Genomic DNA, 22,371 nt, shown 5'->3' with positions numbered 1-22,371 from the left:
CCGGTCACGCGGGCGCGGCGTGATCTCACGTAGTCGCATGGACGGGAACACAGCAGTGTCGGCAGATGTCGCGGTAGTTGGACTGGGATACGTGGGCTTGCCCCTGGCACAGGAGGCCAGCCGGTCGGGCCTGCGGGTCATGGGCTTCGACGTGAGCACCCATGTCATCGAAGGCCTGAACGAGGGGCGGTCGCACGTCGACGACCTCTCCGACGCCGACATCGCCGAGATGCTGGCGGCTGGCTTCCGCGCCAGCGCCGACGAGGCCGCCCTGGACGGCGCGGACACGATCGTGATCTGCGTGCCGACGCCGCTGTCCGACGACGGCGGGCCGGACCTGGGCGCCGTCAAGGCCGCGGTCGCCACCGTCGGGCGGCACCTGTCCGCCGGCATGCTGGTGGTGCTGGAGTCCACCACCTACCCAGGCACCACCGACGAGGTGGTCCGGCCGATGCTGGAGGAGGCCTCCGGCCTGGTCGCCGGCGGCGACTTCCACCTGGCGTTCTCGCCGGAGCGGATCGACCCGGGCAACCCGAAGTTCGGCATGCGCAACACCCCGAAGGTCGTCGGCGGGCAGACGCCGGAGTGCACCGAGCGGGCCGCCGCGTTCTACCGCCGCTTCGTCGACACCGTCGTCGAGGCCAAGGGGACCCGCGAGGCCGAGACCGCGAAGCTGCTCGAGAACACCTACCGCCACGTCAACATCGCGCTGGTCAACGAGATGGCGCGGTTCTGCCACGAGCTGGGCATCGACCTGTGGGACGTCATCCGGCTGGCCAAGACCAAGCCGTTCGGCTTCCAGGCGTTCTACCCCGGCCCCGGCGTCGGCGGGCACTGCATCCCGATCGACCCGAACTACCTGAGCCACAACGTGCGGGTGCGCCTGGGCTACCCGTTCCGCTTCGTCGAGCTGGCGCAGGAGATCAACGCGACCATGCCGGCGTACGTCGTGCAGCGCATCCAGAACATCCTCAACACCGACGCCAAGGCGATCAACGGCTCGACGATCCTGCTGCTCGGTGTCACGTACAAGCCCGACATCGCCGACCAGCGCGAGTCGCCCGCCGTCCCGCTGGCCAGGCGGCTCATCTCGCTCGGCGCGAACGTCGTCTTCCACGACCCCAGGGTGCCGGTCTGGCGGGTCGACGACGCCGAGCTGGCCTCGGTGCCCGACCTCGACGCCGCGCTGGCCACGGCCGACCTCACCGTCGTCCTGCAGCCGCACAGCGAGTACGACGGCGAGGTCATCGCCAAGACCGCGAAGCGGGTCTTCGACACCCGCGGCATCACCCCGCTGGGCGACGCCGTCGAGCACATGTGAGTCAGTCGCTCAGCAACTGCGCCTGCCCCTCCTGACGGACGTACACGTCCGGCCCGAACGTCTCGACGGCCGCGGTGACGGAGGCCTCGCTGACCTCCGTCATCCCGATGACGAGCGCGTTCAGCTCGGGGTCGATCGACCCCGACGTCAGCGCGGCGCCGGCGAGGTCGACGTCGCCGCCGGCGAACATGATGTCCAGCGCCGGCTGCATGAGCTCGTGGAAACTGTGCTCGACCTCGCGCACCTCCACCGGCGCGGGGGCGGTCGCGATCAGCTCCCGCACCTCGTCGCCGACGATGTCCTCCCAGCCGGCGACCAGGTTCAGCACGACGCGGCCGCCGTCGTCGGTGTAGTGGTACTGGGCCCAGACCTCCTCCAGGCTCGGGTCGGCGAACACCTCGCTGACCAGTCCGGCGGTGGTGAGCACCGCCGGAGTCGGCTCGTCAACGGCCGGCCGGTCGGGAAGGACCCGGTCCTGCCAGCTCGGCGCCTCCTCGGACGGCGCCGCCATCACCTCGTCCCGCGGTTCCCCGCCGGCGCCACACGCGCACACCAGAGCCCCGGCCACCGCCAGCGTTCCGGCCCACCGCCGCGATCTGCCCATCGGCCCGCCCTCCAGTGCCCTGCCTATGGGACGTCACGAGGCCGGGAACCGGTTGCGTTAAGTTGTCCGGCATGACCGACGACGCCGAGGTCGTGTGGCGACCCGATCCCGCCGCCGTGGCACGGAGCAGGATGGCCGAGTTCCGGGCTTGGCTGCGCGACGAGGGTCTGGTCGACGCCGCGGACTATGACGAGCTGTGGCGCTGGTCGGTCGCCGAGCCGGGCCCGTTCTGGGGCGCCATCGCCCGCTTCTTCGACGTCGCGTTCCACACCCCGGCCGACGACGTCCTGCCCGACGTCGTCATGCCCGGCGCCCGCTGGTTCCCCGGCGCGACGCTCAACTACGCCGAGCAGGCGCTGCGTGCCGGCGACGGTCGCGGCGACGGCGACCTCGCGGTCGTGTTCCGGCGTGAGGACGGACTGCGCTCGGAGCTGACGTTCGGCGAGCTGCGCCGGCAGGTCGCGGCCGTGCGCGCGGCGCTGGTCTCGGCCGGCGTCGGACGCGGCGACCGGGTGGCCGCGCTGGTGCCGAACGCGCCGGAGACGCTGGTCGCGTTCCTGGCGACGGCCTCGCTGGGTGCGGTGTGGTCCTCGTGCTCCCCCGACTTCGGCGTGCGTGCGGCGGCCGACCGGTTCGCCCAGATCTCGCCCGTCGTTCTGGTCACCTGTGACGGCTACGTCTACAACGGCAAGCAGGTCGACGTCCGGCCGACGGTGGCGGCGCTGCGGGCGCAGCTGCCGACGCTGCGCGCCGTCGTCGCGTTCCCGTTCGGCGGCTCGGCCGTGCCCAACGCGCTGGCCTGGGACGACCTGCTGGCCGAGCACGAGGGCGCGGCGCTGGAGTTCGAGCCGGTGCCGTTCGACCACCCGCTGTGGGTCCTCTACTCGTCCGGCACGACCGGGCTGCCGAAGGGCATCGTGCAGGGGCACGGCGGCATCGTGCTGGAGCATCTGAAGTCGGCCGGGCTGCAGCTGGACCTCAAGCCCGGCGAGCGGTTCTTCTGGTTCACCACGACCGGCTGGATGATGTGGAATTTCCTCGTCGGCGGGCTGCTGGTGGGCTCGACGGTGGTGCTGTTCGACGGCAGCCCGGGCCACCCGTCGCTGCGGTCGCTCTGGGACCTGGCCGCGGAGGAGCGGGTGTCTGTGTTCGGCACGTCGGCGCCGTTCGTGCAGGCCTGCCTCAAGGACGGCCTGACGCTGGACCCGTCGGCGCTGCCGTCGCTGCGCGCCGTCGGGAGCACGGGTGCGCCGCTGTCGACCGACGGGTTCCGCTGGCTGAGCCGCAACCTGGGCCCGTCCGTTCAGATCGCGAGCCTCTCCGGCGGCACCGACGCCTGCACGGCGTTCGTCGGCCCGGCGCCGGACGTGCCGGTGTGGCTGGGCGAGCTGTCCCGGCCGGCGCTCGGCGCCGCGCTGGCCGCGTTCAACGAGGCCGGGCACCCCGTCATCGGCGAGGTCGGCGAGCTGGTGCTCACCGCGCCGATGCCGTCCATGCCGGTCTCCTTCTGGGGCGACGAGGACGGCTCGCGGCTGCGGGCGGCCTACTTCGAGGACTTCCCCGGCGTGTGGCGGCACGGCGACTGGGTGACGATCACGCCGCGCGGCTCCGCCGTCATCCACGGCCGCAGCGACTCCACCCTCAACCGCGGCGGCGTCCGCATGGGCACCGCCGAGTTCTACCGCGTCGTCGAGTCCCACCCGGCGGTGCTGGACTCCCTGGTCATCGACACCTCCAGCGCGACCGTGACGGACGGCGAGCTGCTCTGCTTCCTCGTCCTCGCCCCCGGCGCTTCTCTGGCCGAGGTCGAGCCTTCGCTCCGGGCGACGCTGCGGGCCGAGCTCTCGCCCCGGCACGTCCCCGACCGCTTCCTCGTGGTCGACGACGTGCCGCGGACGCTGACGGGCAAGAAGTGCGAGGTCCCGGTGAAGCGGATCCTCGCCGGCGTGGCGCCGGACCAGGCCGTGAGCCGCGAGGCACTACGCAACCCAGCGGCCCTCGACCCGTTCGTCACCCTCGCCGCCCGCTGACCCGGGCTACTTGCGGCGGCCACCCGGCAGCGGCAGCGGGTCCACGCTCTGGTCGTTGGCGGTCAGGTCCATGCCGAAGTCGGCGGCGAAGACCATGTGCGTCTCGATGTCCACGTCCTCGCCCTGGTCGGTGAGGTTGAAGACGCGGGCGCCACGCAGCCGGTTGCGCTCGGCTCCGCTGAGGCCGTAGGTGCCGAAGCCGGTGTTGCCCGCGTAGCCGAGCATGACGCCGTAGTAGTTGCCGACGTAGGTGTTGACGTGGTCGTGGCCGCAGAACACGCCGCGGACGTCGCCGCGGTCGAGGATGGCCGAGAACATGCCTGAGTTGAACGGGCCGGGGCACTCGTCCTCGTTGCGCTCGCCGACGATGCCGTGCTTGGCGACGGCGCGGGCGTGGTCGGCGTCGGTGCGGCTGTCGACGCTGGCGAACCACATGAAGCGGTACTCCCACAGCGGGATGTGAATGAACATCAGCGCCGGCACCTTGTGTCCGGCCCGCTTCTCGACGAGCTCGGAGGTCTCGGTGTACCAGTGCACCTGGTTCATCCGCAGCCAGTCCCAGTCGGGGTAGCCGGAGAAGTCCTGCCCGGCGATGGTGTCCGGCGCGTAGCGGCCGCTGTCGAGCAGAAACAGGCCGAAGGCCGGGCGCTGGCCGCGGGCGCCGCGGATCAGCAGGTTCATGTTGCCGCTGCCGGTGACGCCCTTCGGGCTCGGCTGGTTCAGGTTGTAGCCGTAGGACCGGTAGAAGGCGAGCATGTCCTCCTCGTCCATCCCGGTCTCCGGCGTGGAGTCCTCGTCGTGGTTGCCGTAGGTGATGACCCAGGGGATCTGCCGCGACTCCATCGGCTGGACGATGTTGTTCATCGCCTGCTTCATCTCGGTGGCGTTCGCGCAGCCGCCGGTGATGTTGTCGCCGTTGTGGACGACGAGGTCCGGCTGCTCGGCGTCGAGCACCTTCTCCATGAGCTCGATCGTGCGCCGGTCGATCCGCTCGTCGTCCTGGGTGTCGTTGAACTGGACGATCTTGAACGTGCCGTCGGCCTTGAACCGCAGCGGGCGGTCCTCGTCCGCGGCGCCGGCCGGGCCCGCCCCGGCCAGCGCGCCGGTGGCGCCGAGCGCCAGGGCCGCGGTGCCCAGCCCACCCATCCGGACGAAGTCGCGGCGGTCCCAGCCGGGCCCGGCCTCGCTCTGCTGCTCGTTCGACTGCTGGTGCTCGCTCATCGGCGCCTCGTCTCTGCTGACGGATGGGTCAGCGGGGACGGTAGCCAGCGGCGGGCACCAGCAGCCGACAGCATGGTGAGGAGCGGATGAACGGCTACGGCACGTAGATCGACGCGTCGAGGTTGCCCGAGGTGTAGGTGGCGTCGATGAAGATCATCGAAGTGACGGGTTCGCCGTTGTCGTACTCGCCGTTCCGGTTGGTGTCGGTGTACGTGAGGCTGCTCACGGTCCCCCGCGCCTGGACCGTGCCGTCGCGATAGGTGGAGTAGACCGGGCCGCCGGAGTCGCCGGGCCGGACCTCGATCGCGTCGGTGGTCATCTCACCGGCGCCCGGGTGGTTCCTCGCCGTGATCTCGCCGTCGCCGCCGCCGGACGTCCGCCCGTAGAAGGCGATGGGCGTGTGCAGCGCGTTCGCCCCGGCGCCCGTGACGACGCGCTCCTCGACGCCGCCGCCGGGCAGGTGGACCCAGATGCTGGCGTTGAACGACGTCCCCGGCGCCGGCCGCAGCAGGACCACGTCATTGTTGAGGGTGCCGGCCTGGGTCCGCGTGCCGAGGTGGCGGCCGTCGTGGTACCACTCGATGAACGGGCTGTCGTCGTCCTGGTAGCAGTGCAGCGCGGTGCTGCCGAGCACGGCGCCGGTCGCCCAGCTGCGCCAGGTGAAGCCCTGCGTGCAGCCGGTCGTCTCGCCGACGCCGTTGGTGGAGTAGATGTGGTTGCCGCCGGTCCAGCCGCCGCGGTCACTGGTCGGCGAGCCGGCGGCGTCGGCGACCCCGCCGTGGATGACGGTCGTGTGCGGTCGCACGTCGGCCGGCAGCGCGTCGTGGACGCCTGCGACGTTGTCACTGACCAGGACATAGATCACGTCGTCGGTGCTGTGGACGAACTCGATGTCGGACGCGAACTCGCCGGCCCACGAATGGCGCGTGTTCCACAACTGCTTGACCGTCCGTTCGGTGTCGGCCGACCGCTCGAGCGGGGCGACCGCGGCGATGCTGAACGGGTCGTCGTCCGGGGGGACGCCCCCGGCCAGCACCGGATTCGCGACCAGCGCGGCCGCCGCGAGGCCGACCGGAGCCAGTACGTTGAGAAGCTTCATTCCAAACCCACCCTTTCCCTGCAAAACGGTGGATTCGGACCTTACAGACGGTCGAATCGATGGTCAACTCGGCGTCGAACGACGACGGCGGCCACCGCCAGGGCGGCGACGACGGCGAGAGCGCCGGCGCCCAGGGCGAGCCCCATCCGCAGCCCGCGCGGCCGGTATCCGCACGACACCTCGGTGACGCCGGCCTCGACCGGGACGGCGATCAGCCCGGCCGCCGTCGACGGGGTGCGGGCCGGCCCGTCGCCGGCCGAGCAGCGCCAGCCGGGCGAGCGGATCACGCCGAACACGACCGTGCCGTCCGCAGCACCGGGCGCCAGCCGGACGTCGATGCCGTGGCCGGTGACCTCGATCGACTCCGGCCGCCGTTCCGGCTGCGCGGCCACCGACGCGAGCAGCGAGCGGTCGAGGCAGCCGACCGGGTGGCGCGGCAGCACCGTCTGCCCATGGATCCGCAGCGTCAGGGCGGCGTCGACCGGCCCGCCGACGCGCTGCATGCCCGCGCCCTGGTGCAGGCCGGGGTAGCGCGCGTACGGCGGCAGGACCGGCCGCCAGCCGGTCTCCGGGTCGAGCACGTCGCCGACGAACGAGGGCGCGGCGAGGTAGCGCTCCGTCCCGGCCGGGCAGACCGCGGTCAGCTGGACCTCGGCCGGCAGGTCGGCGGCGGGGACGGGCGCGACCACCAGGTCGTCGCCGCGGGCCAGGACGGTGACAGACCGGTTCGCGACCACCTCGGCGTCGGGCACCGTGTAGACGTCGGCGCCCAGCGCCGTCTCCTGCCGCCCGAACGCGCCGGGATCCGCGGACGACCAGGGCGGGCCGGGCCGGACGGTGACCAGCGGGCCGGTGTCGTAGCGCTCCAGCCGCATCGTCCCGTCCGCGTCCGGCGCCGGCCGCGCGGCCACCGCGAAGACGGTGTCGATGACGGGGTTGGCGGGGTCGTAGTTGGCCCGGCCGAACCCGGCGTAGCCGAAGCCCAGGTCGATCAGGGCCCGCGCCACGGCGTCGGGGATGGTGCTGGAGTAGTACTGGGGACCCTGCCCGCCCAGCAGCATGGGGTCGTTCTGCGTCACGTACCCGCCGGGCGCCACCCGCGACTCCGGCCAGGCGTCGGCGGCCAGCACCAGCTCGCGCACCTGGTCGTTCGTGTCGCCCCAGGTCGGGTGCGCGCCGATGATCCGTGACCGCGCCTCGTCGATGGCCACCACGCCCGCCGTCGCCTCGACGACGACGGCGGCTCCGACGACGATGACGGCCGGCACCGCCGCCCACGACCGCCGGCCGGCCAGCCAGGCCACGACGGCGGCCAGCGCCATGATCGGCACCACGAGCCGCGTGGTCTCGGTGACGAACTGTCCGTCGCGCACACCAACGTAGAGGGCTGCCACGAGTGCGAGCGGCACCACCACCGGGACCCAGCCGCGCAAACCCGCCGAGCCGGACAGCCACCCGGCGATCACGAGCAGACCCGCGACGACGAACGCCTGCCGGAACGGGCTGCCGTTGGGGGTGTCGAACCCGTGCCAGACCTCGTGCGTCAGCGTCACCTGCATGCTGACCAGCGTCAACACGACGGCGCCGGTCCACACGAGCCGCTCACGCCGGGCCACTGCGGAGTTGACCGGGAGGCTCAGCGCGAGCAGCAACAGGACCGTCCCGACCGCGAGCCCGGGACTGGTGCCGACGCCCTCGCTGCCGGCCAGCAGCCGGGACAGGAAGTCCGTCCAGTCCATCGCCTGGAACTCGATGTGCGGGCTGGGCCGCGAGTACCGCACTGCCCAGAACGTGGGCACCAGCAGCGGCGCGGCCAGCCCGATTCCGGCCACGACGGCGAGCGCGCAGCGCAGGACGCCGGTGATCCGCCGCCGAGCCGAGACCGACGCGTCGTAGGAGAGCACCCGCGCGAGCACGACGATCGCCGCGCCGATCGTGGCCATGTAGACGGTGTAGAAGTGCGACGTCCACAGCAGCGCCACCACGAACGGCGACACGACCAGCGGCAGCAGCGTCCGCCGCCGCAGGATCCACTCGCAGACCAGGCACAGGACGGGGAACGCGACCAGCCCGTTCAGCCACACGGTCATGTAGACGGCGTCGTCCATGGCCCACCCGCACAGCGCGTAGGACACTCCGGCGACGACGGCGAGCCAGGCCGGGCCGGTGGGCCGCAGCAGCCGCAGGTACGCCGTCATCGCCGCGGCGGCGGTCGCGACCGCCAGCACCGCGATGACGTACAGCGCCAGGTCCATGCCGTCGCGAGGGAAGAGCACGACGATCCACGAGAACGTGCCGCCGAGGTAGGCCATGAAGTCGCCGAGGAACGGGACGCCGAATCCGCTGGACCAGCTGAACACCAGGTCGCCGGGGGCGGCGCCGGTGAGAACGTCGCGCAGGTACGCGTGCATGGGGATGAACTGCTGGCCGAGGTCGTTCGTGTTGCGGGACGCCTCGCCGAACGGGAACGTCCCGCGCAGCATGACGCCGGCGACGAACGCCGCGACCGTGAGAAGCGCCGACATGGCGCAGGCGAGCATTTTTTCGTCCTCCCATGCAACCGTCCAGACACCCTCGAGCGTCTTCCTGGTAGTGCGCCAATGCAGTGGCGCATGAGCACGGCGAGAACCGATCCTCCAGCGCGGGAAACGTACCACGAGAATCAGACCATCAGGGGGCCAGTGATGAACGAGCTCCACGAGCTCGGCATCGCCGTCATCATTCCGTGTCACAACGAGGCCGTGGCCATTGCCGGCGTCGTGACGGACATCCGCGCGGCGCTTCCGGACGCGGACATCTACGTCTACGACAACAACTCCACCGACGCGACCGTTCACGAGGCTCTCGCCGCTGGCGCGATCGTGCGCACCGAGACCCGGCAGGGCAAGGGCAACGTGGTGCGGCGCGCGTTCGCCGACATCGACGCCGACGTCTATCTGCTCATCGACGGCGACGGCACCTACGACGCCGCGCAGGCATCCGTGCTGGTCGAGGCGCTGCTGACCGGGCCTTACGACCACGTCGTCGGGGTCCGCGCGCACGTGGACGAGGCGGCGTACCGGCCGGGCCACGTGCTCGGCAACCGAGCGCTCGCCGGCGTGGTCGGCACGCTCTTCGGCCGTCAGATCACCGACCTGCTCAGTGGCTACCGGGCATTCTCGCGCCGTTATGTGAAGTCGTTCCCGGCATTGTCGCGAGAGTTCGAGATCGAGACCGAGCTGACCATTCACTCATTGCAGCTGCGGGTGCCGGTCACGGAACTCCCGGTCGGATATCGGGAGCGCCCGGCGGGCGGCGAGAGCAAACTCCGCACGTACCGCGACGGCTGGCGGATCCTGCGCTCGATCATCGAGATCACCCGGCACGAACGGCCCGCCCTGTTCCACGGCGCCCTCGCCGGCGTGTTCGCGCTGATCGCCGCGCTCCTCGGCCTGCCGGTGATCGTGGACTATCTCGAGACCGGGCTGGTCCCGCGGTTCCCGACCGCGATCCTCGCCTCCGCCGTCGCGATCATCGCGTTCGCGACCCTCGGCCTGGGCTACCTGCTCGACGCGAACCGCCGCGGGCGTGAGGAGGCCGCCCGGCTGGCCTACCTGCGGCTGCCCGCGCTGCGATCGGCGCCGGCCGGACGCCACCAGCTGCTGCGCAGCCCCAGCGCGATCCGGAACTCCTCACCGCTGACGGTCACCGAGCCGGCGCTGCCCTCGATCACGACCGACGCGATCCGGCCGCCCCAGGCGCCGAGCCCGTCGCGGGCGGGCACCAGCAGCGCGTTGACGCGGCCGGCTGCGGGGTAGGCGGCCGCGACGTCGGAGGCGGAGAGCGACGCGCGCCAGGTGTGCGGCGAGCCGGACACGACGCCGTCGTACGGGTCCTCGAACGCCTGCAGGTACGGCCGGCTCCCCCGCACCGTCCAGCCGCCGTTCGCCGAGCCGAACTGGGCGAAGGCGGGGACGCCGTCGTGGACGAGCAGCCGGCCGGCGGTGGCGGCCACGGCGGCGTCGCTCGCGGGATGCTCGTAGCGGCGGAGCAGGTCGCCCACCGACGTGTAGTCGGCGACGCCGGTGAAGACCTGGCAGCGGGTGCTGTCGCAGGTGTCGTACCAGCCGCCGGGCTCCTCGGTCCGCTGCCACCACGCGTAGCTGCGCGCCGCCACCGCCTGCGCCTGGACGGCGGCCGCGGGCCAGCTCGCGGGCATCTCCGCCGGCACGACGCTGCGCAGGTACGACTCCAGCGACCCGACGACGCGGGTGCCGACCCCGGGGCCGGCGGCAACGGCCTCGACGGCGCCGCGGTACTCGCGGTAAGTGGCGCCCAGCACCAGCCGGACCGTCCCCGCCGGCGACGTGAGCCGCACCGGTCCGGCGTGCGAGACGAGCCCGCCGACCGAGACGTCGCGCCACGTCCTGGCCCGGCCCTGCAGCACCAGCCCGGCGCCGCCGCGCACCACACGCCAGGCGGTCACCCGCCAGCCCTCGATCGACAGCGGAAGCGTCAGCGATGCGCCGCTCGCCGTCGCCGTCAGCCCGGGAACCGCGGCCAGGACGGTCTCGTCGTCTCCGGCGGCGGTGACGCGGACCCGCAGCTGGAGGTCGTCGCGCACCACCAGCGAGGTCCCGCGGTAGTAGTGCGCGAGGATCCGGTCGTAGCTCAGCCCGCTGACGGCGGCGCCGTACGCGCCCCACTGCGACATGCCCCGGCCGTGCCCGAACCCGCGGCCCTCGATGGCCAGCTCGCCCGACGCCGGCAGCGGCACGACCTCCGCGGCGACGGCCGGCGCCGGCCCGCCCGCGAGCAACGCCAGCGCCGCCGCCAGGACGGCGATCAGCTGCGCAGGTCGTACGCGTTCCATCCGGTCCCGATCGCGCGGGCCGCACGGAAGCCGCCGGTGCCGTCGCCCGGGTAGACCAGCATGGTGCCGTCGGAGCGCCAGGCGACGAGGTCGAGGACGCGGTCGCCGTCGATGTCGCCGGACCCGATGATGCCGGTGACGTTGTTCCAGCCGGTGCCGATCCGGCGCGGGACGCCGAAGCCGCCGTGGCCGCTGCCGCGGTACAGCCACAGCTCACCGTTGCCGAGCCGCGCGACCAGGTCGAGGGCGCCGTCGCCGTTCCAGTCGCCGGAGCCGACGATCGCGGTCATACCGGCCCACCCGTGCCCGAGCCGCACCGGCGTGCCGAACCGGCCCCGCCCGTTGCCCGGGTACAGCCACAGCTCGCCGTTGACGAGGCGCGCGATCAGGTCGACGGCACCGTCGCGGTTCCAGTCGCCCGGGCCGACGATGGCCGACATCGAGTTCCAGCCGCGGCCGATGAGGACGGGCGCGCCGATCGTGCTGCCGCGGATGCCGGGGTAGAGCCAGAGCGTGCCGTCGGAGCGCCGCCGCGCGATCACGTCGTCGCGGCCGTCGCCGTTCCAGTCGCCCGGCAGCACCAGCGTGTTGAACGCCGTCCAGCCGACGCCCAGCCGGGTCCGCGGGTCGAACCGCGCCGACCCGATGCCCGACCAGTACCAGAGCGACGCGTCCGACCGCTGCCGCGCGACGATGTCCGCGCGGCCGGTGCCGTCGAGGTCGCGGCCGTTGGTCGCGTCGCCGCCGATGCTCATCTCGCGCAGCACGCCGGACCGGATCGTGCCGAGCCGCGCGTAGAGCTGCGCGCCCGGGCAGGCGGTGGAGGCGGCGTCGCGGTGCCCGGCGACGGCCGGCCAGGACTCGCCGTCGTAGTTCGCCTTGGCCAGCGGGTTCACCCCGTGGATGGTGAACTTCCAGGCGAACAGCCGGGCGTACGCGGCCAGCATCGCGTTGCTCGGCGCGGCGTCGTCGTAGTTGCCCAGCGCCGACGCGGCGAAGGCGTCGTCGTTGTAGCCGAGCGTGTGCGCGCCGACGACGGCCCGGTCGATCCCGCCGTAGCGGCCCTCCCAGATACGGCCGAACCGGTCGATGATGAAGTTGTAGCCGATGTCGCTCCAGCCGCGCGACTGCACGTGGTACAGGTAGATCGACCGGATCAGGCCCGGCACCTGGGCCTCGGAGTAGTCGTTGGCGTTGACGGTGTGGTGCACGAACGCGCCGTTGACCTCGCCGTACTCCGGCGGCGTGCCGCGCATCGACTCGTCGGCGCCCCACTGCGCCCGGGTCAGGATCGTCGGGCGGGCGGCCGCGACCGGCACGATCGGCTCGGCCTGCGGCGCCGGCGGCGGCGCCTCGGCCGTGGACGGCCCGGGGTCGATCAGGTCCAGGCGCAGGTCGGTGGCGACGCGGCCGCGCGGCGCGTCGACGCGCACCTGCACCCCGTCCGACGCCGGGACCAGCAGCGGGTCGGTGCCGTTGCGGGTCCCGGCGGCCTCCGCACTGTCCGCGTCGGGACCGTGCTCGTCACCGTGCGGCAGTTCGTACCACTGCGACCACGCGCCGTCCTGACGGGTCCGCACCCACGCGGTGACGTCGCCGTCGCCCACCCAGGTGACGGCGGCGAGCTGGAACGGGTCGGTCTCGAGCTCCTGGGTGTAGACGACGGGGACCAGGCCGGTGTGCGAGTCGTCGGTGTCCCACGGCGCCGCCGGCATCGTCGGCAGCGAGCCGAACGACCGGGTGCTGGCCCGCAGCGGGACGGTCTGCAGCGCGCCCGGGTCGGGCGTCAGGTCCGGCGTCGCGGCCGGAGCGGCCGGAGCGGACGGGGTACTCGGGGCAGCAGGGGTCTCCAGGTCGGGCGACGCGGGTGCGGCGAACGTCGCCGGGAGGGCGGTGGTCGTCAGCGCGGCCGCGACCAGAACGGCGGCGGCGGGCCGCCAGGGTGGCAGAGTCACGTCTCTCCCCCGATCACGTGACGCGTGTGACTCAAGTGACCAGAGTAGCTCAGCGTGACACAGTTGTCAGGACAAGCGACATTTCCGGCCGGATCAGTATCGGCGCAGGTCAGAACACGCGACGCAGCACCGGCACCCGGCGCGCGACCAGCACGATGACGTACGTCAGCGCCAGTACCGCGCCGATCCGGAGCAGCAGCTGCAGCACCGAGGCGGCCGCGACGTCGTCGCCGATCCACCGCTCGTCCACGATGACGCCGAGCACGGCCAGGTGCAGCGCGAACACGCCCAGCGTCGCGTCGCCGAGCAGCCGGCCCAGTGCGGCCGGACGCGGCCGGGCCAGCACGCCGAGCAGCGCGCCGGGGCGGATCAGCGCCTGCGCGAGCAGGAAGACCGCGATCGAGTACAGGTGCACGCCCAGGCCGTAGTAGGTGACCGGCGAGATGTCCTGCAGCCAGTCCGGCGCGGCCTCGTTGTTCCACTGCCAGATCGTCATGGCGCCGAGCCCGACGGCGGCGACGGCGACGCCGGCCAGCGCGAACCCGCGCAGCACCACGCCGCGCAGCGCCCAGCCGAGCAGGTAGAAGCCCAGGTACGGCGTCCACCAGGTCCACGGCGTGACGATCCAGGTCACCGCCGTGCCGCGCAGCTCGAGCGTGGCCATGGTGAGGATCGGCATCGCGGCCGCGCCGGCGCCGGCGATCAGCACCGCCCGGCGGCTGGCCGTCGCGATCCACGGCACCAGCATCGGCGTGATGATCGCCAGCCCGAGCACGATCCAGAAGAAGTAGAGCGCGGTGTACGTGCGGCCGTTGAGGAACTCGTTCACCACCTGGTTCCAGGTGAACGTCTCGTCCTTGTACCAGTACCGGAAGCCCAGGTAGAAGAGGTGCCAGAAGAGGATCGCCGGCACCAGCCGCCAGGCGCGCTTGCGCAGGAAGTCGCCGGCGCCGCGGTAGCGCCGCGGGTCCAGCAGCAGGGCGCCGCTGACCATGACGAACACCGGGACGGTGAACACCGCGCCGATGTCGATGATGATCGCGACCAGCCCGCGCCACTGCCCGCGAGCGTCCTCGATGGCCGTCGTCGCCGCCGCGGTGTGGATGGTGACGACGCCGGCGATGGCGAAGACCCGCAGCCAGGAGATCCAGGCCAGCTCCTCGCGGGCGGCGGAGCGCTGCTCCGGCGCCTTCGGCTCGGCGACGGCGGTCACGTCCGCTCCGGGCGGCCGAGGAAGCCGGCCAGTGCGCGGGCGGCCATGCGGCCGTCGTGGTAGGTGCGGGCGAACTCGACGCCGTCGTGCGCGGTCTTGATCGCCGCGTCGCGCTGCTTGACGATGCCGGCGACGACGTCGCGGACCGTGGGCGGGGTGATCTCGACGATCGGCAGCTCCACCGGCACCCGGGCCCGCACGTGCGGCGCGACGTGCGCCAGCGTCACCCGGCCCGCCGCCATCGACTCGGCGGCGAACACGCCGTAGAGGCCGAGCACGGCCTGGTCGACGACGATGTCGCAGTCCTTCACCAGCTCGACCAGCTCGGCGTGCGGCAGCCCCGAGGCCCGGCGGTACTCGATCAGGCCGTCGTCGTGCAGCGACTGCAGCGCCGGGTCGATGAACGAGCTGCCCTTCAGCGCGGAGTTCGACGGCGCGTGCAGGACGACCGGCTTGGGCCGCTCCAGCACCGGCTTGTCGGTGGCGAACTCGTCGACGCCGACGACGACCGGCATCCAGATGGCGTCGGGCACGAAGTCGAGCAGGTCGGGGGTGGAGACGAAGCGCGGCCCGTCGAACCGGGCGATGCGCTGCTGGACGTCGTCGACGACGACCTGCAGCCGCTCGGTGAGGTCCTCGCGCGGGTCGGCGAACGCGGTGAACGGGTAGAGCTCGCGGTGCTTGGCGGGGTCGCGGACCTCGGAGCCGTGGAAGACCGCGCCGAGCTGCAGCCCGGCGGCGCGCAGCTCGTCGACGTCGTTGCTCATGGAGCCGGCGTGAAAGTCGCGCAGGATCGGCCGGCCGGCCTCGAACAGGATGTGCGTGACCTCGCGGACCAGGCGGTCGCGGTGCCAGGTGAGGTCGCCGCGCTGCTGCGGGCCCGACAGCACGGTGTCGCTGCGGAAGGAGAAGCCGGGCCGGCTGCGCGCGGCGGTCAGCGACTCGGCGGAGACGCCGTCGAGGAACCGTTCGGCCGCCCGGGCCCACTGGTAGCCCTGGCCGGCCATGTTGGCCGGCCCGATCAGCAGCCGCACCGGCTGGGTGACGTCGAGCGTGTGGCCGGTGGCGACGGCGGTCTCGATGAACGCCGGCTTCGCCGCGCCCGTCGCGCCGGCCGCGCCCGCCGGCGCCGTCGTCCCGCCGCGCAGGCGCCGCTTCAGCGCACCGGCCCGCCGGCGCAGGCCGCGGCGGACCCGGCCCCAGCTCCAGGCGGCCATCAGGACGCGGCGGACCGGCCGACGACGATGCGGGTGACGCCGGCCCAGCGCGCCTCGTCGGTGACGTTGCGGCCGTCGACCAGCACCTTCACCCCCGGCAGCTCGGTGGCGCCCAGCTCGCGGTACTCGGGGTGGTCGGCCTGCACGACGGCCGCGTCGACCGGCTCGCCGATGTGGTAGGCCTCGAAGCCGTACTTCGCCAGCTCCTCGTCGGTGTACATCGGGTCGTGCACCAGCACGGTGGCGCCGCGCTCGCGCAGCGCCGCGACGGCCGGGAAGACGCCGGAGAACGCCGTCTCCTTGACCTTGCCGCGGTAGGACGCGCCCAGCACGACCACCCGCGCGCCGGCCAGCGAGCCGCCGTACGCGGCCTCGACCAGCCCGACGGTGTACGAGGGCATGTCGGCGTTGGCCTCGCGGGCGGCCCGGACGATGGTCGCCTCGGGGTCGGTCCACAGGTACAGCCGCGGGTAGACCGGGATGCAGTGCCCGCCGACGGCGATGCCGGGCCGGTGGATGTGGCTGTACGGCTGCGAGTTCGAGGCAGCGATGACCTCGTAGACGTCGATGCCGTGCTGCGCGGCGAACCGGCCGAACTGGTTGGCCAGGCCGATGTTGACGTCGCGGTAGGTGGTCTCGGCGAGCTTGGCCATCTCGGCCGCCTCGGCGCTGCCGAGGTCCCAGACGCCGTTGGGGCGGTCGAGGTCGGGCCGCTCGTCGAAGTCGAGCACGGCCTCGTAGAACGCGGTGGCCCGCTTGGCGCCGTCGGAGGAGAGCCCGCCGACCAGCTTCGGGTACTTGCGCAGGTCGGCGAAGACCCGGCCGGTCAGCACCCGCTCCGGCGAGAACACCAGGTGGAAGTCGGTGCCCTCGGTCAGCCCGGAGACCTCCTCGATCAGCGGCTTCCAGCGCGTGCGGGTGGTGCCGACCGGCAGCGTCGTCTCGTAGGACACCAGCGTGCCGGGGGTCAGGTGCTCGGCCAGCGACCGGGTGGCCGCGTCCATCCAGGCGAAGTCGGGCTCCCACGTGTCGTCGTTGACGAACAGCGGCACGACCAGCACGACCGCGTCGCTGCCGGGCACGGCGTCGGCGTAGTCGGTGGTGGCGCGCAGCTTGCCGGCCGGCACCAGCTCGGCCAGCTTCTCGGCGAGGTGTGCCTCGCCGGGGAACGGCTCCTGGCCGCGGTTGACGAGGTCGACGACGGCCGCGTTGATGTCCACGCCGACCACCTCGTGGCCCTTGCTGGCGAACTGGACGGCGAGCGGTAGCCCGATCTTCCCCAGGGCGACGACGGTGATCTTCACTGAATGACCTTTGATGTCGAGAGAGTGGACTTGGCGGACCGCCGTATAGGGTAACGCGGGTTGGCCCGTGCTTCGCACGATCCATCAGACGTATCCGGGCGGAGGTCGGTCACACCGATGAGAGTGCTCAGCATCGTCGGGGCACGGCCGCAGTTCGTGAAGCTCGCGCCGGTCGCCGAGGCGTTCGCGGCGACCGCGACCGAGCACGTCATCGTGCACACCGGGCAGCACTACGACGCCCGCCTGTCCGACGTCTTCTTCGCCGACCTGCGCATCCCGGCGCCCGACGTCCACCTGGGCGTCGGCTCCGGCAGCCACGGCGTGCAGACCGGCACCATGCTGGCCGCGCTGGACGCCGTCCTCGACGAGCACCGTCCGGACTGGGTGCTGGTCTACGGCGACACGAACTCGACGCTGGCCGGCGCGCTGGCGGCGGTGAAGCTGCACCTGCCGGTCGCGCACCTGGAGGCCGGGCTGCGCTCGTTCAACCGGCGGATGCCGGAGGAGCACAACCGGGTGCTCACCGACCACGCCGCCGACCTGCTGCTGGCGCCGACCTCGGTGGCGATGGGCCACCTCGCCGCCGAAGGGCTGGGCGAGCGGTCGGTGCTGGTCGGCGACGTCATGACGGACGTGTGCTTCCGGGTCCGCGACGCTGTGCTGGCCGCGCCGCCGGGGCCCCCGCTGCCGGGTGACTACGTCGTCGCGACGATCCACCGGGCCGAGAACACCGACGACCCCGACCGGCTCGCCGCCGTCGTGGACGCGCTGGACGGTCTGTCCACGGACGTGCTGCTGCTGGCGCACCCGCGGCTGGTGGCCCGCTGCCACGCGTTCGGGATCAAGCTGGAGCGCGAGGGCGGATCGCTGCGGGTCGCCGAGCCGCTGGCGTATCCGCAGATGGTGGCCGCGGTGCTCGGCTCGTCCGGCGTCGTCACCGACTCCGGTGGCCTGCAGAAGGAGGCCTACCTGCTGGGCCGCACCTGCACGACGCTGCGCACCGAGACCGAGTGGGTCGAGACCCTGGCCGACGACTGGAATGTGCTGGCGGCGGATCTCACCGGCCTCGACGCCATCGTGCGCCGGCCGGTCCCCAGCGCGGAGCAGGGCACGCCGTACGGGGACGGTCACGCGGCTGAGCGGGTCGTTGCCGCTTTGCTCTAGTCGGCATTGAGGGGCTTCTACCGTTGGCCGTCCCCCTGCTGCCCATTCTCTTGGCCGCGCAACCGCGCCTCAAGTCCGCGCGCTCCGGTGCTGGTGTTCGCTGTGGTGGGGGCGCTTGGACTTGACCCGCGGTTCCGCGGCCAAGAACGGGCAGCTATCAGGGGGACGGGGGAGTGTGGCGACGCCCGCCGGGGACCGGCGACGTCCGCTGGGGGCTCCGGCGCACCGTCTGTTGGGGCTGGGGCGTCGTGGTGGTGGGTGGTTCGGGTCCGTTGGCCTGTCCCGGCGGCCTGTGGTGCCTGTCGGGACGGTTCGGTGTGGCATTGGTGTCGTTGGATGTCCACGTGGTGAGATTTCGCCGCGTTTCCCGGGCCGCCCACCATGCGTCCTCCCGCCTTAGTAGGCATGCATGGGTGGTAGAGCGGGAGAACACCTAGTGCGACACCAAAACGTTGATGATCATCGCTGTCCACAGGCCCGGAACGGCGGATACGTCACCTGATCGTTTACGGAAAACGATCAGGTGACCAAACGAACCAACCATGAGCCGGCGCGGCAACCGTGCGGCGTGCCCACACTCCCCCCGTCCCCCTGATAGCTGCCCGTTCTTGGCCGGGACGGCGCGGGTCAAGTACGCGGCCCCCAACCACAGACCCACCGCCACCAGCAAGGGCCGCGGACTTGAGGCGCGCCGTCCCGGTTAAGAAAATAGGGCAGCAGGGGGACGGCCAACGCTCGCAGCCCCGTCGTACCAACGGCAGCAGCCTCAGCGACCGGCGCCGACCAGCCGGGCCAGCGCCTGCTTGCTCGCCGCCAGCCGACGGGCGAGGCGGTAGGACGAGCTGGTCTCGACCCGGCGCATGCGGCCCTGGACGGCGTCGCGCTCGGCGGTGGTGCGGGCCAACGTGGCCTCGACGCCCGCCAGCTGGTCCAGGGCGGCCGTGCGCTCGGCGGCACTCTCGGCGGCCGCCTTCTCCGCCTCGGCGTTTCGGGTCTCCAGCTCGCGGGCCCGGTCATCGAGCTCGCGGAGGCGCTGCTCCAGGATCCGCCAGACGAACGACTCGACGTGGTGTTCGTTGACCAGGCGCAGCAGGGCGGGACGGTCCACCGGCGTCGCGTCGCCGTCCCAGCCCAGGTACGGGTGCAGCACGGGCTCGCCGTCGCCGACGCGGGCCGCGATCAGCGCCGCCGGGGTGTCCGCCTCGTCCAGCGGGAGCATGCCGGTGACCTGATAGCCGGCCGCTCCGACGCCCTGCACGAGGTCGCCGATCGGCAGCGTGCCGGCGTCCCACGGCAGCAGCAGCACGACGACACCGGCGCCGGAGCCGGTCAGCCGCCGGCCGAGGTCGTCGGCGCGGTCGGAGGCCGCGACGAGGTCGACGGCGGCAGCGGGACCGGCGCCGTTCGCGGGCTCGGCGACGGCGGCGACGGCGATGTCGGCCGGGAACTTCACCGCGCCGTCGGTCCGATCCACGACCGGCCCGTGCCGCACCACCAGAGTGCGCAGTATGTCGTTGCGTCGCATCAGCTCACCCTGTCGAAGACGAGGAACCCGACCGGCGTGTTCCGGAACCCGTACGGGCGGAAGTGGTCGGCACCGTACCCCAACGGCTGGACCAGCGCACGGTACCGCGACGGGCCGCGGGTGCGCTGGTACGTCGACCAGGTGCGGTCCTCGTCGGTCCCGTGGTCGGACAGGATCAGCCGGCCGCCGAGGCGGACCAGCGACGCGAGGTTGCGCACCGACGCCGCCCAGGCGTCGTCGTCCATGACGTGGAACAGCACGTCGACGCTGTACACGACGTCGTAGAGGTACGGCGGGCGCCAGTCGGACAGGGCGCTGACGGCGTACTCGTCCGGACCGCTGGCCTGGGCCCGGCACTCCTCGATGGCGGCCGGGCTGATGTCGATGCCGTCGACCCGGTGGCCGAACCGGGCCATGGCGCGGGCGAACCAGCCCTTCCCGCACCCGGCGTCGAGGACCCGCAGCGGGGCCCGGCTCTCCGACCCGTCACCGACGAGGTCGAGCAGCCGGCCCAGCCGCATGGCGTAGAAGATCTCGTTCGCGCCGGCGTCGATGCCGACCACGCCTCCGGAGCTCAGCGGCGAGAACTGGCGGTGTCGCTGGTCCCAGTACGCCGTGGTCTCGTCGGAGTTCATGGTTCTCATCGCCGGATTATCGCCCGTTGTAGTCCACCCTAATCGTCTCGCCACGCTGGGCGGACGCGAGAACGGCCTCGGCGACGGCGACCGTGGCCAACCCCTGCTGCATGGTGACGATGTCCGCCTCCTTGCCGAGGATGGCGTCGCGGAACGCCTCGTGCTCGGTGCGCAGCGGCTCCGGCTTGGCGATGGCGTACCGGACGACGTCGCCCTCGGACACGCCGCGGAACTGGGCGAGGTCGTCCCAGGCCGTCGGGATGGACCCGTTGGCGTGGAACGTGAGGTCGGCGTGCAGGGTGTCGGCGATGAAGGCGCCGCGGTCGCCGGTGACGATCGTGACCCGCTCCTTCATCGGCGACAGCCAGTTCACCAGGTGGCTGGTGACGGTGCCGTCGGCGAGCTGGCCGGTGACGGCCACGAGGTCCTCGTGCTCGCGGCCGCTCTTGTGCACCGTCCGCGCCGCGACGGACACGAACGGAGCGCCGACCACCCAGGCGGTGAGGTCGATGTCGTGCGTGGCGAGGTCCTTGACGACGCCGACGTCGGCGATGCGGGCCGGGAACGGGCCCTGCCGGCGGGTGATGATCTGGTAGATGTCGCCCAGCTCACCGTCGAGCAGCCGGGACCGCAGGCTCTGCAGCGCCGGGTTGTACCGCTCGATGTGGCCGACGGCGCCGACCAGCCCGGCCCCCTGGAACGCCGCGGCCAGCTTCGCCGACCCCTCGCTGTCCTTGGCCAGCGGCTTCTCGATCAGCGCGTGCACGCCGGCCGCGGCCAGCGCCAGCCCGATCTCCTCGTGGTACGCCGTCGGCGTGGCCACGACGCAGTAGTCCAGGCCGGTCCCGATCAGCGCCTCGATGTCGGGCTGCACGGTCAGCGTGCCGGCCACCTTGTGCGGGTCACCGGCCGGGTCCGCGACGCCGACGAGCTCGACGCCGTCGAGGGAGCGCAGCACCCGCGCGTGGTGCCGGCCCATCATGCCCAGGCCGATCAGCCCGGCTCGCAGGTTCGTCATCAGGCACCCGCCTTCGCCAGCGTGTTCACGGCCGTGACGATCCGGTCGAGGTCGCCGGCGCTCAGCGACGGGTGCACCGGCAGCGAGATGACCTCCGCCGCGGCGCGCTCGGTCTCGGGCAGGTCGACGTCGCGGGCGAACGACGGCAGCCGGTGGTTCGGGATCGGGTAGTAGACGCCGCAGCCGACGCCGTACTCCTCGCGCAGCGCCGCGGCGAAGCCGTCGCGGTCGCCGGCGACCCGGATCGTGTACTGGTGGTAGACGTGCGTCGCGTCGTCGGCGACCGGCGGCACCACGACGCCGTCGAGGTTGGCGTCGAGGAAGGCCGCGTTCTCCTGCCGCTGCTTGGTCCAGCCGGCCAGCTTGGTCAGCTGGACCCGGCCGATGGCGGCGTGGATGTCGGTCATCCGGTTGTTGACGCCGACCAGCTCGTTCTCGTACTGGCGCAGCATGCCCTGGTTGCGCAGCAGTCGCAGCCGGCGCTCCACCTCGGGGTCGTCGGTGCTGACCATGCCGCCCTCGCCCGACGTCATGTTCTTCGTCGGGTAGAGGCTGAACATGGCGAACGTGCCGAAGGAGCCGACCGGCGCGCCCTTCCAGGTGGCGGCGTGCGCCTGCGCGGCGTCCTCGAAGATCTTCAGGCCGTGCCGCTGGGCGACGTCGCCGAGCGCCGTCAGATCGGCCGGGTGGCCGTACAGGTGCACCGGCATGATGCCGACGGTCCGCTCGGTGACGACCGACTCGACCGACGCCGGGTCCAGGCAGAAGTGGTCCGGCTCGATGTCGGCGAACACCGGGGTGGCGCCGGTCAGCGCGACGCTGTTCGCGGTGGCGGCGAACGTGAAGGACGGGACGATGACCTCGTCGCCGGCGCCGACACCGGCGGCCAGCAGGCCGAGGTGCAGGCCGGACGTCCCGGAGTTGACCGCGACACAGGCGCGGCCGGCCACCAGCTGGCCGGAGAACTCCTCCTCGAACGCGGCGACCTCGGGACCCTGGGCCATCATGCCGCTGCGCAGCACGCGGTCGACCGCCTCCCGCTCCTCGTCGCCGATGATCGGCTTCGCCGCCGGGATCGGGCTGGTGCTCATGCTTCCTCCGTAGCCGGGCCGGCCTCGATCAGCCGCCCGTCCTGCTCCAGGTAGAGTTCCTTGGTCCGAGGGCACCGCCAGCGTCCGCCGCCGGCGTCCTCCAGGGGCTCGCCCGCTCGGCC

The 22,371-nt window shown here is 72.5% G+C and carries 16 protein-coding genes and 1 pseudogene; 4 read left to right on the top strand and 13 right to left on the bottom strand.

All coding sequences use genetic code 11. The features are described 5' to 3' along the window. The first annotated feature begins 37 nt into the window (after positions 1 to 37). Positions 38 to 1,321, top strand: a complete 1,284-nt coding sequence (locus C1I92_RS25415) for a nucleotide sugar dehydrogenase (protein WP_267896770.1) — start codon at positions 38 to 40, stop codon at positions 1,319 to 1,321. 1 nt (position 1,322) lies between these two features. Here C1I92_RS25415 and C1I92_RS25410 read toward each other — a convergent pair whose 3' ends face one another. After that, positions 1,323 to 1,925 (bottom strand): hypothetical protein, encoded by a 603-nt coding sequence (locus C1I92_RS25410; protein WP_146605280.1) that lies wholly within the window; start codon positions 1,923 to 1,925, stop codon positions 1,323 to 1,325. A 71-nt stretch (positions 1,926 to 1,996) separates the two neighbouring features. On the opposite strand from C1I92_RS25410, the gene C1I92_RS25405 reads away from it, so the two are divergent. Next, a complete protein-coding gene (locus C1I92_RS25405) occupies positions 1,997 to 3,955 on the top strand; it encodes an acetoacetate--CoA ligase (RefSeq protein ID WP_111257432.1) in 1,959 nt (652 codons plus the stop codon). Between the two features lie 6 nt (positions 3,956 to 3,961). Here C1I92_RS25405 and C1I92_RS25400 read toward each other — a convergent pair whose 3' ends face one another. From C1I92_RS25400 to C1I92_RS25390, 3 genes are all read right to left on the bottom strand, one after another. Further along, the gene (locus tag C1I92_RS25400) at positions 3,962 to 5,176 is read right to left on the bottom strand and encodes a metallophosphoesterase family protein (protein ID WP_111257431.1); all 1,215 of its coding nucleotides are present in this window, start codon (positions 5,174 to 5,176) and stop codon (positions 3,962 to 3,964) included. 94 nt (positions 5,177 to 5,270) lie between these two features. Continuing rightward, positions 5,271 to 6,275: a chymotrypsin family serine protease gene (locus tag C1I92_RS25395; protein WP_111257430.1), complete on the bottom strand. Its 1,005-nt coding sequence runs from the start codon at positions 6,273 to 6,275 to the stop codon at positions 5,271 to 5,273. A gap of 41 nt (positions 6,276 to 6,316) precedes the next feature. Beyond that, entirely contained in the window at positions 6,317 to 8,800 is a 2,484-nt protein-coding gene (locus C1I92_RS25390; RefSeq protein WP_158564277.1) for a YfhO family protein, read from the bottom strand. Between the two features lie 159 nt (positions 8,801 to 8,959). Here C1I92_RS25390 and C1I92_RS35695 point away from each other — a divergent pair, with 159 nt between their 5' ends. Next, on the top strand, positions 8,960 to 10,072 hold the full coding sequence (locus C1I92_RS35695; protein WP_369124132.1) for a glycosyltransferase: 1,113 nt from the start codon (positions 8,960 to 8,962) through the stop codon (positions 10,070 to 10,072). Here the strand turns inward: C1I92_RS35695 and C1I92_RS25380 are convergent. The 5 genes and pseudogenes from C1I92_RS25380 to C1I92_RS25365 all read right to left on the bottom strand — a co-directional run. After that, a pseudogene (locus C1I92_RS25380) lies at positions 9,976 to 10,968 on the bottom strand (SpoIID/LytB domain-containing protein); the annotation flags it as partial. The gene C1I92_RS35695 and the pseudogene C1I92_RS25380 sit on opposite strands and share 97 nt — an antisense overlap. A gap of 131 nt (positions 10,969 to 11,099) precedes the next feature. Further along, positions 11,100 to 13,082, bottom strand: a complete 1,983-nt coding sequence (locus C1I92_RS25375) for an FG-GAP-like repeat-containing protein (protein WP_111257427.1) — start codon at positions 13,080 to 13,082, stop codon at positions 11,100 to 11,102. A 109-nt stretch (positions 13,083 to 13,191) separates the two neighbouring features. Further along, the gene (locus C1I92_RS34030; protein ID WP_158564276.1) at positions 13,192 to 14,295 is read right to left on the bottom strand and encodes an acyltransferase; all 1,104 of its coding nucleotides are present in this window, start codon (positions 14,293 to 14,295) and stop codon (positions 13,192 to 13,194) included. Continuing rightward, the gene (locus C1I92_RS34025; RefSeq protein WP_158564275.1) at positions 14,292 to 15,512 is read right to left on the bottom strand and encodes a hypothetical protein; all 1,221 of its coding nucleotides are present in this window, start codon (positions 15,510 to 15,512) and stop codon (positions 14,292 to 14,294) included. Before C1I92_RS34025 ends, C1I92_RS34030 begins: the two co-directional genes overlap by 4 nt. Further along, a complete protein-coding gene (locus C1I92_RS25365; protein ID WP_111257426.1) occupies positions 15,512 to 16,816 on the bottom strand; it encodes a nucleotide sugar dehydrogenase in 1,305 nt (434 codons plus the stop codon). Before C1I92_RS25365 ends, C1I92_RS34025 begins: the two co-directional genes overlap by 1 nt. Positions 16,817 to 16,933: 117 nt before the next feature. Here C1I92_RS25365 and wecB point away from each other — a divergent pair, with 117 nt between their 5' ends. After that, complete coding sequence (wecB, locus tag C1I92_RS25360) at positions 16,934 to 17,980, top strand: non-hydrolyzing UDP-N-acetylglucosamine 2-epimerase (protein WP_111257425.1); 1,047 nt, start codon at positions 16,934 to 16,936, stop codon at positions 17,978 to 17,980. Positions 17,981 to 18,746: 766 nt separating this feature from the next. On the opposite strand, the gene C1I92_RS34020 is transcribed toward wecB, so the two are convergent. Genes C1I92_RS34020 through C1I92_RS25340 form a run of 4 tightly spaced genes read right to left on the bottom strand, consistent with a single transcriptional unit; the run spans position 18,747 to position 22,249 of the window. Beyond that, positions 18,747 to 19,505 carry a hypothetical protein gene (locus C1I92_RS34020; protein ID WP_158564274.1) on the bottom strand — a complete coding sequence of 253 codons (759 nt, stop codon included), beginning with the start codon at positions 19,503 to 19,505 and terminating at the stop codon, positions 18,747 to 18,749. Beyond that, a complete protein-coding gene (locus C1I92_RS25350; RefSeq protein ID WP_111257424.1) occupies positions 19,505 to 20,149 on the bottom strand; it encodes a class I SAM-dependent methyltransferase in 645 nt (214 codons plus the stop codon). Before C1I92_RS25350 ends, C1I92_RS34020 begins: the two co-directional genes overlap by 1 nt. Positions 20,150 to 20,156: 7 nt before the next feature. Further along, the gene (locus C1I92_RS25345; RefSeq protein WP_111257423.1) at positions 20,157 to 21,158 is read right to left on the bottom strand and encodes a Gfo/Idh/MocA family protein; all 1,002 of its coding nucleotides are present in this window, start codon (positions 21,156 to 21,158) and stop codon (positions 20,157 to 20,159) included. Then, entirely contained in the window at positions 21,158 to 22,249 is a 1,092-nt protein-coding gene (locus tag C1I92_RS25340; protein WP_111257422.1) for a DegT/DnrJ/EryC1/StrS family aminotransferase, read from the bottom strand. Before C1I92_RS25340 ends, C1I92_RS25345 begins: the two co-directional genes overlap by 1 nt. Positions 22,250 to 22,371 lie beyond the last annotated feature (122 nt).

This window comes from Jiangella anatolica (genome assembly GCF_003236295.1).
Classification (GTDB): Bacteria; Actinomycetota; Actinomycetes; order Jiangellales; family Jiangellaceae; genus Jiangella; species Jiangella anatolica.
The sequence above is the reverse complement of the archived record's forward strand: the minus strand, read 5'-3'. Positions and strand labels throughout refer to the sequence as shown.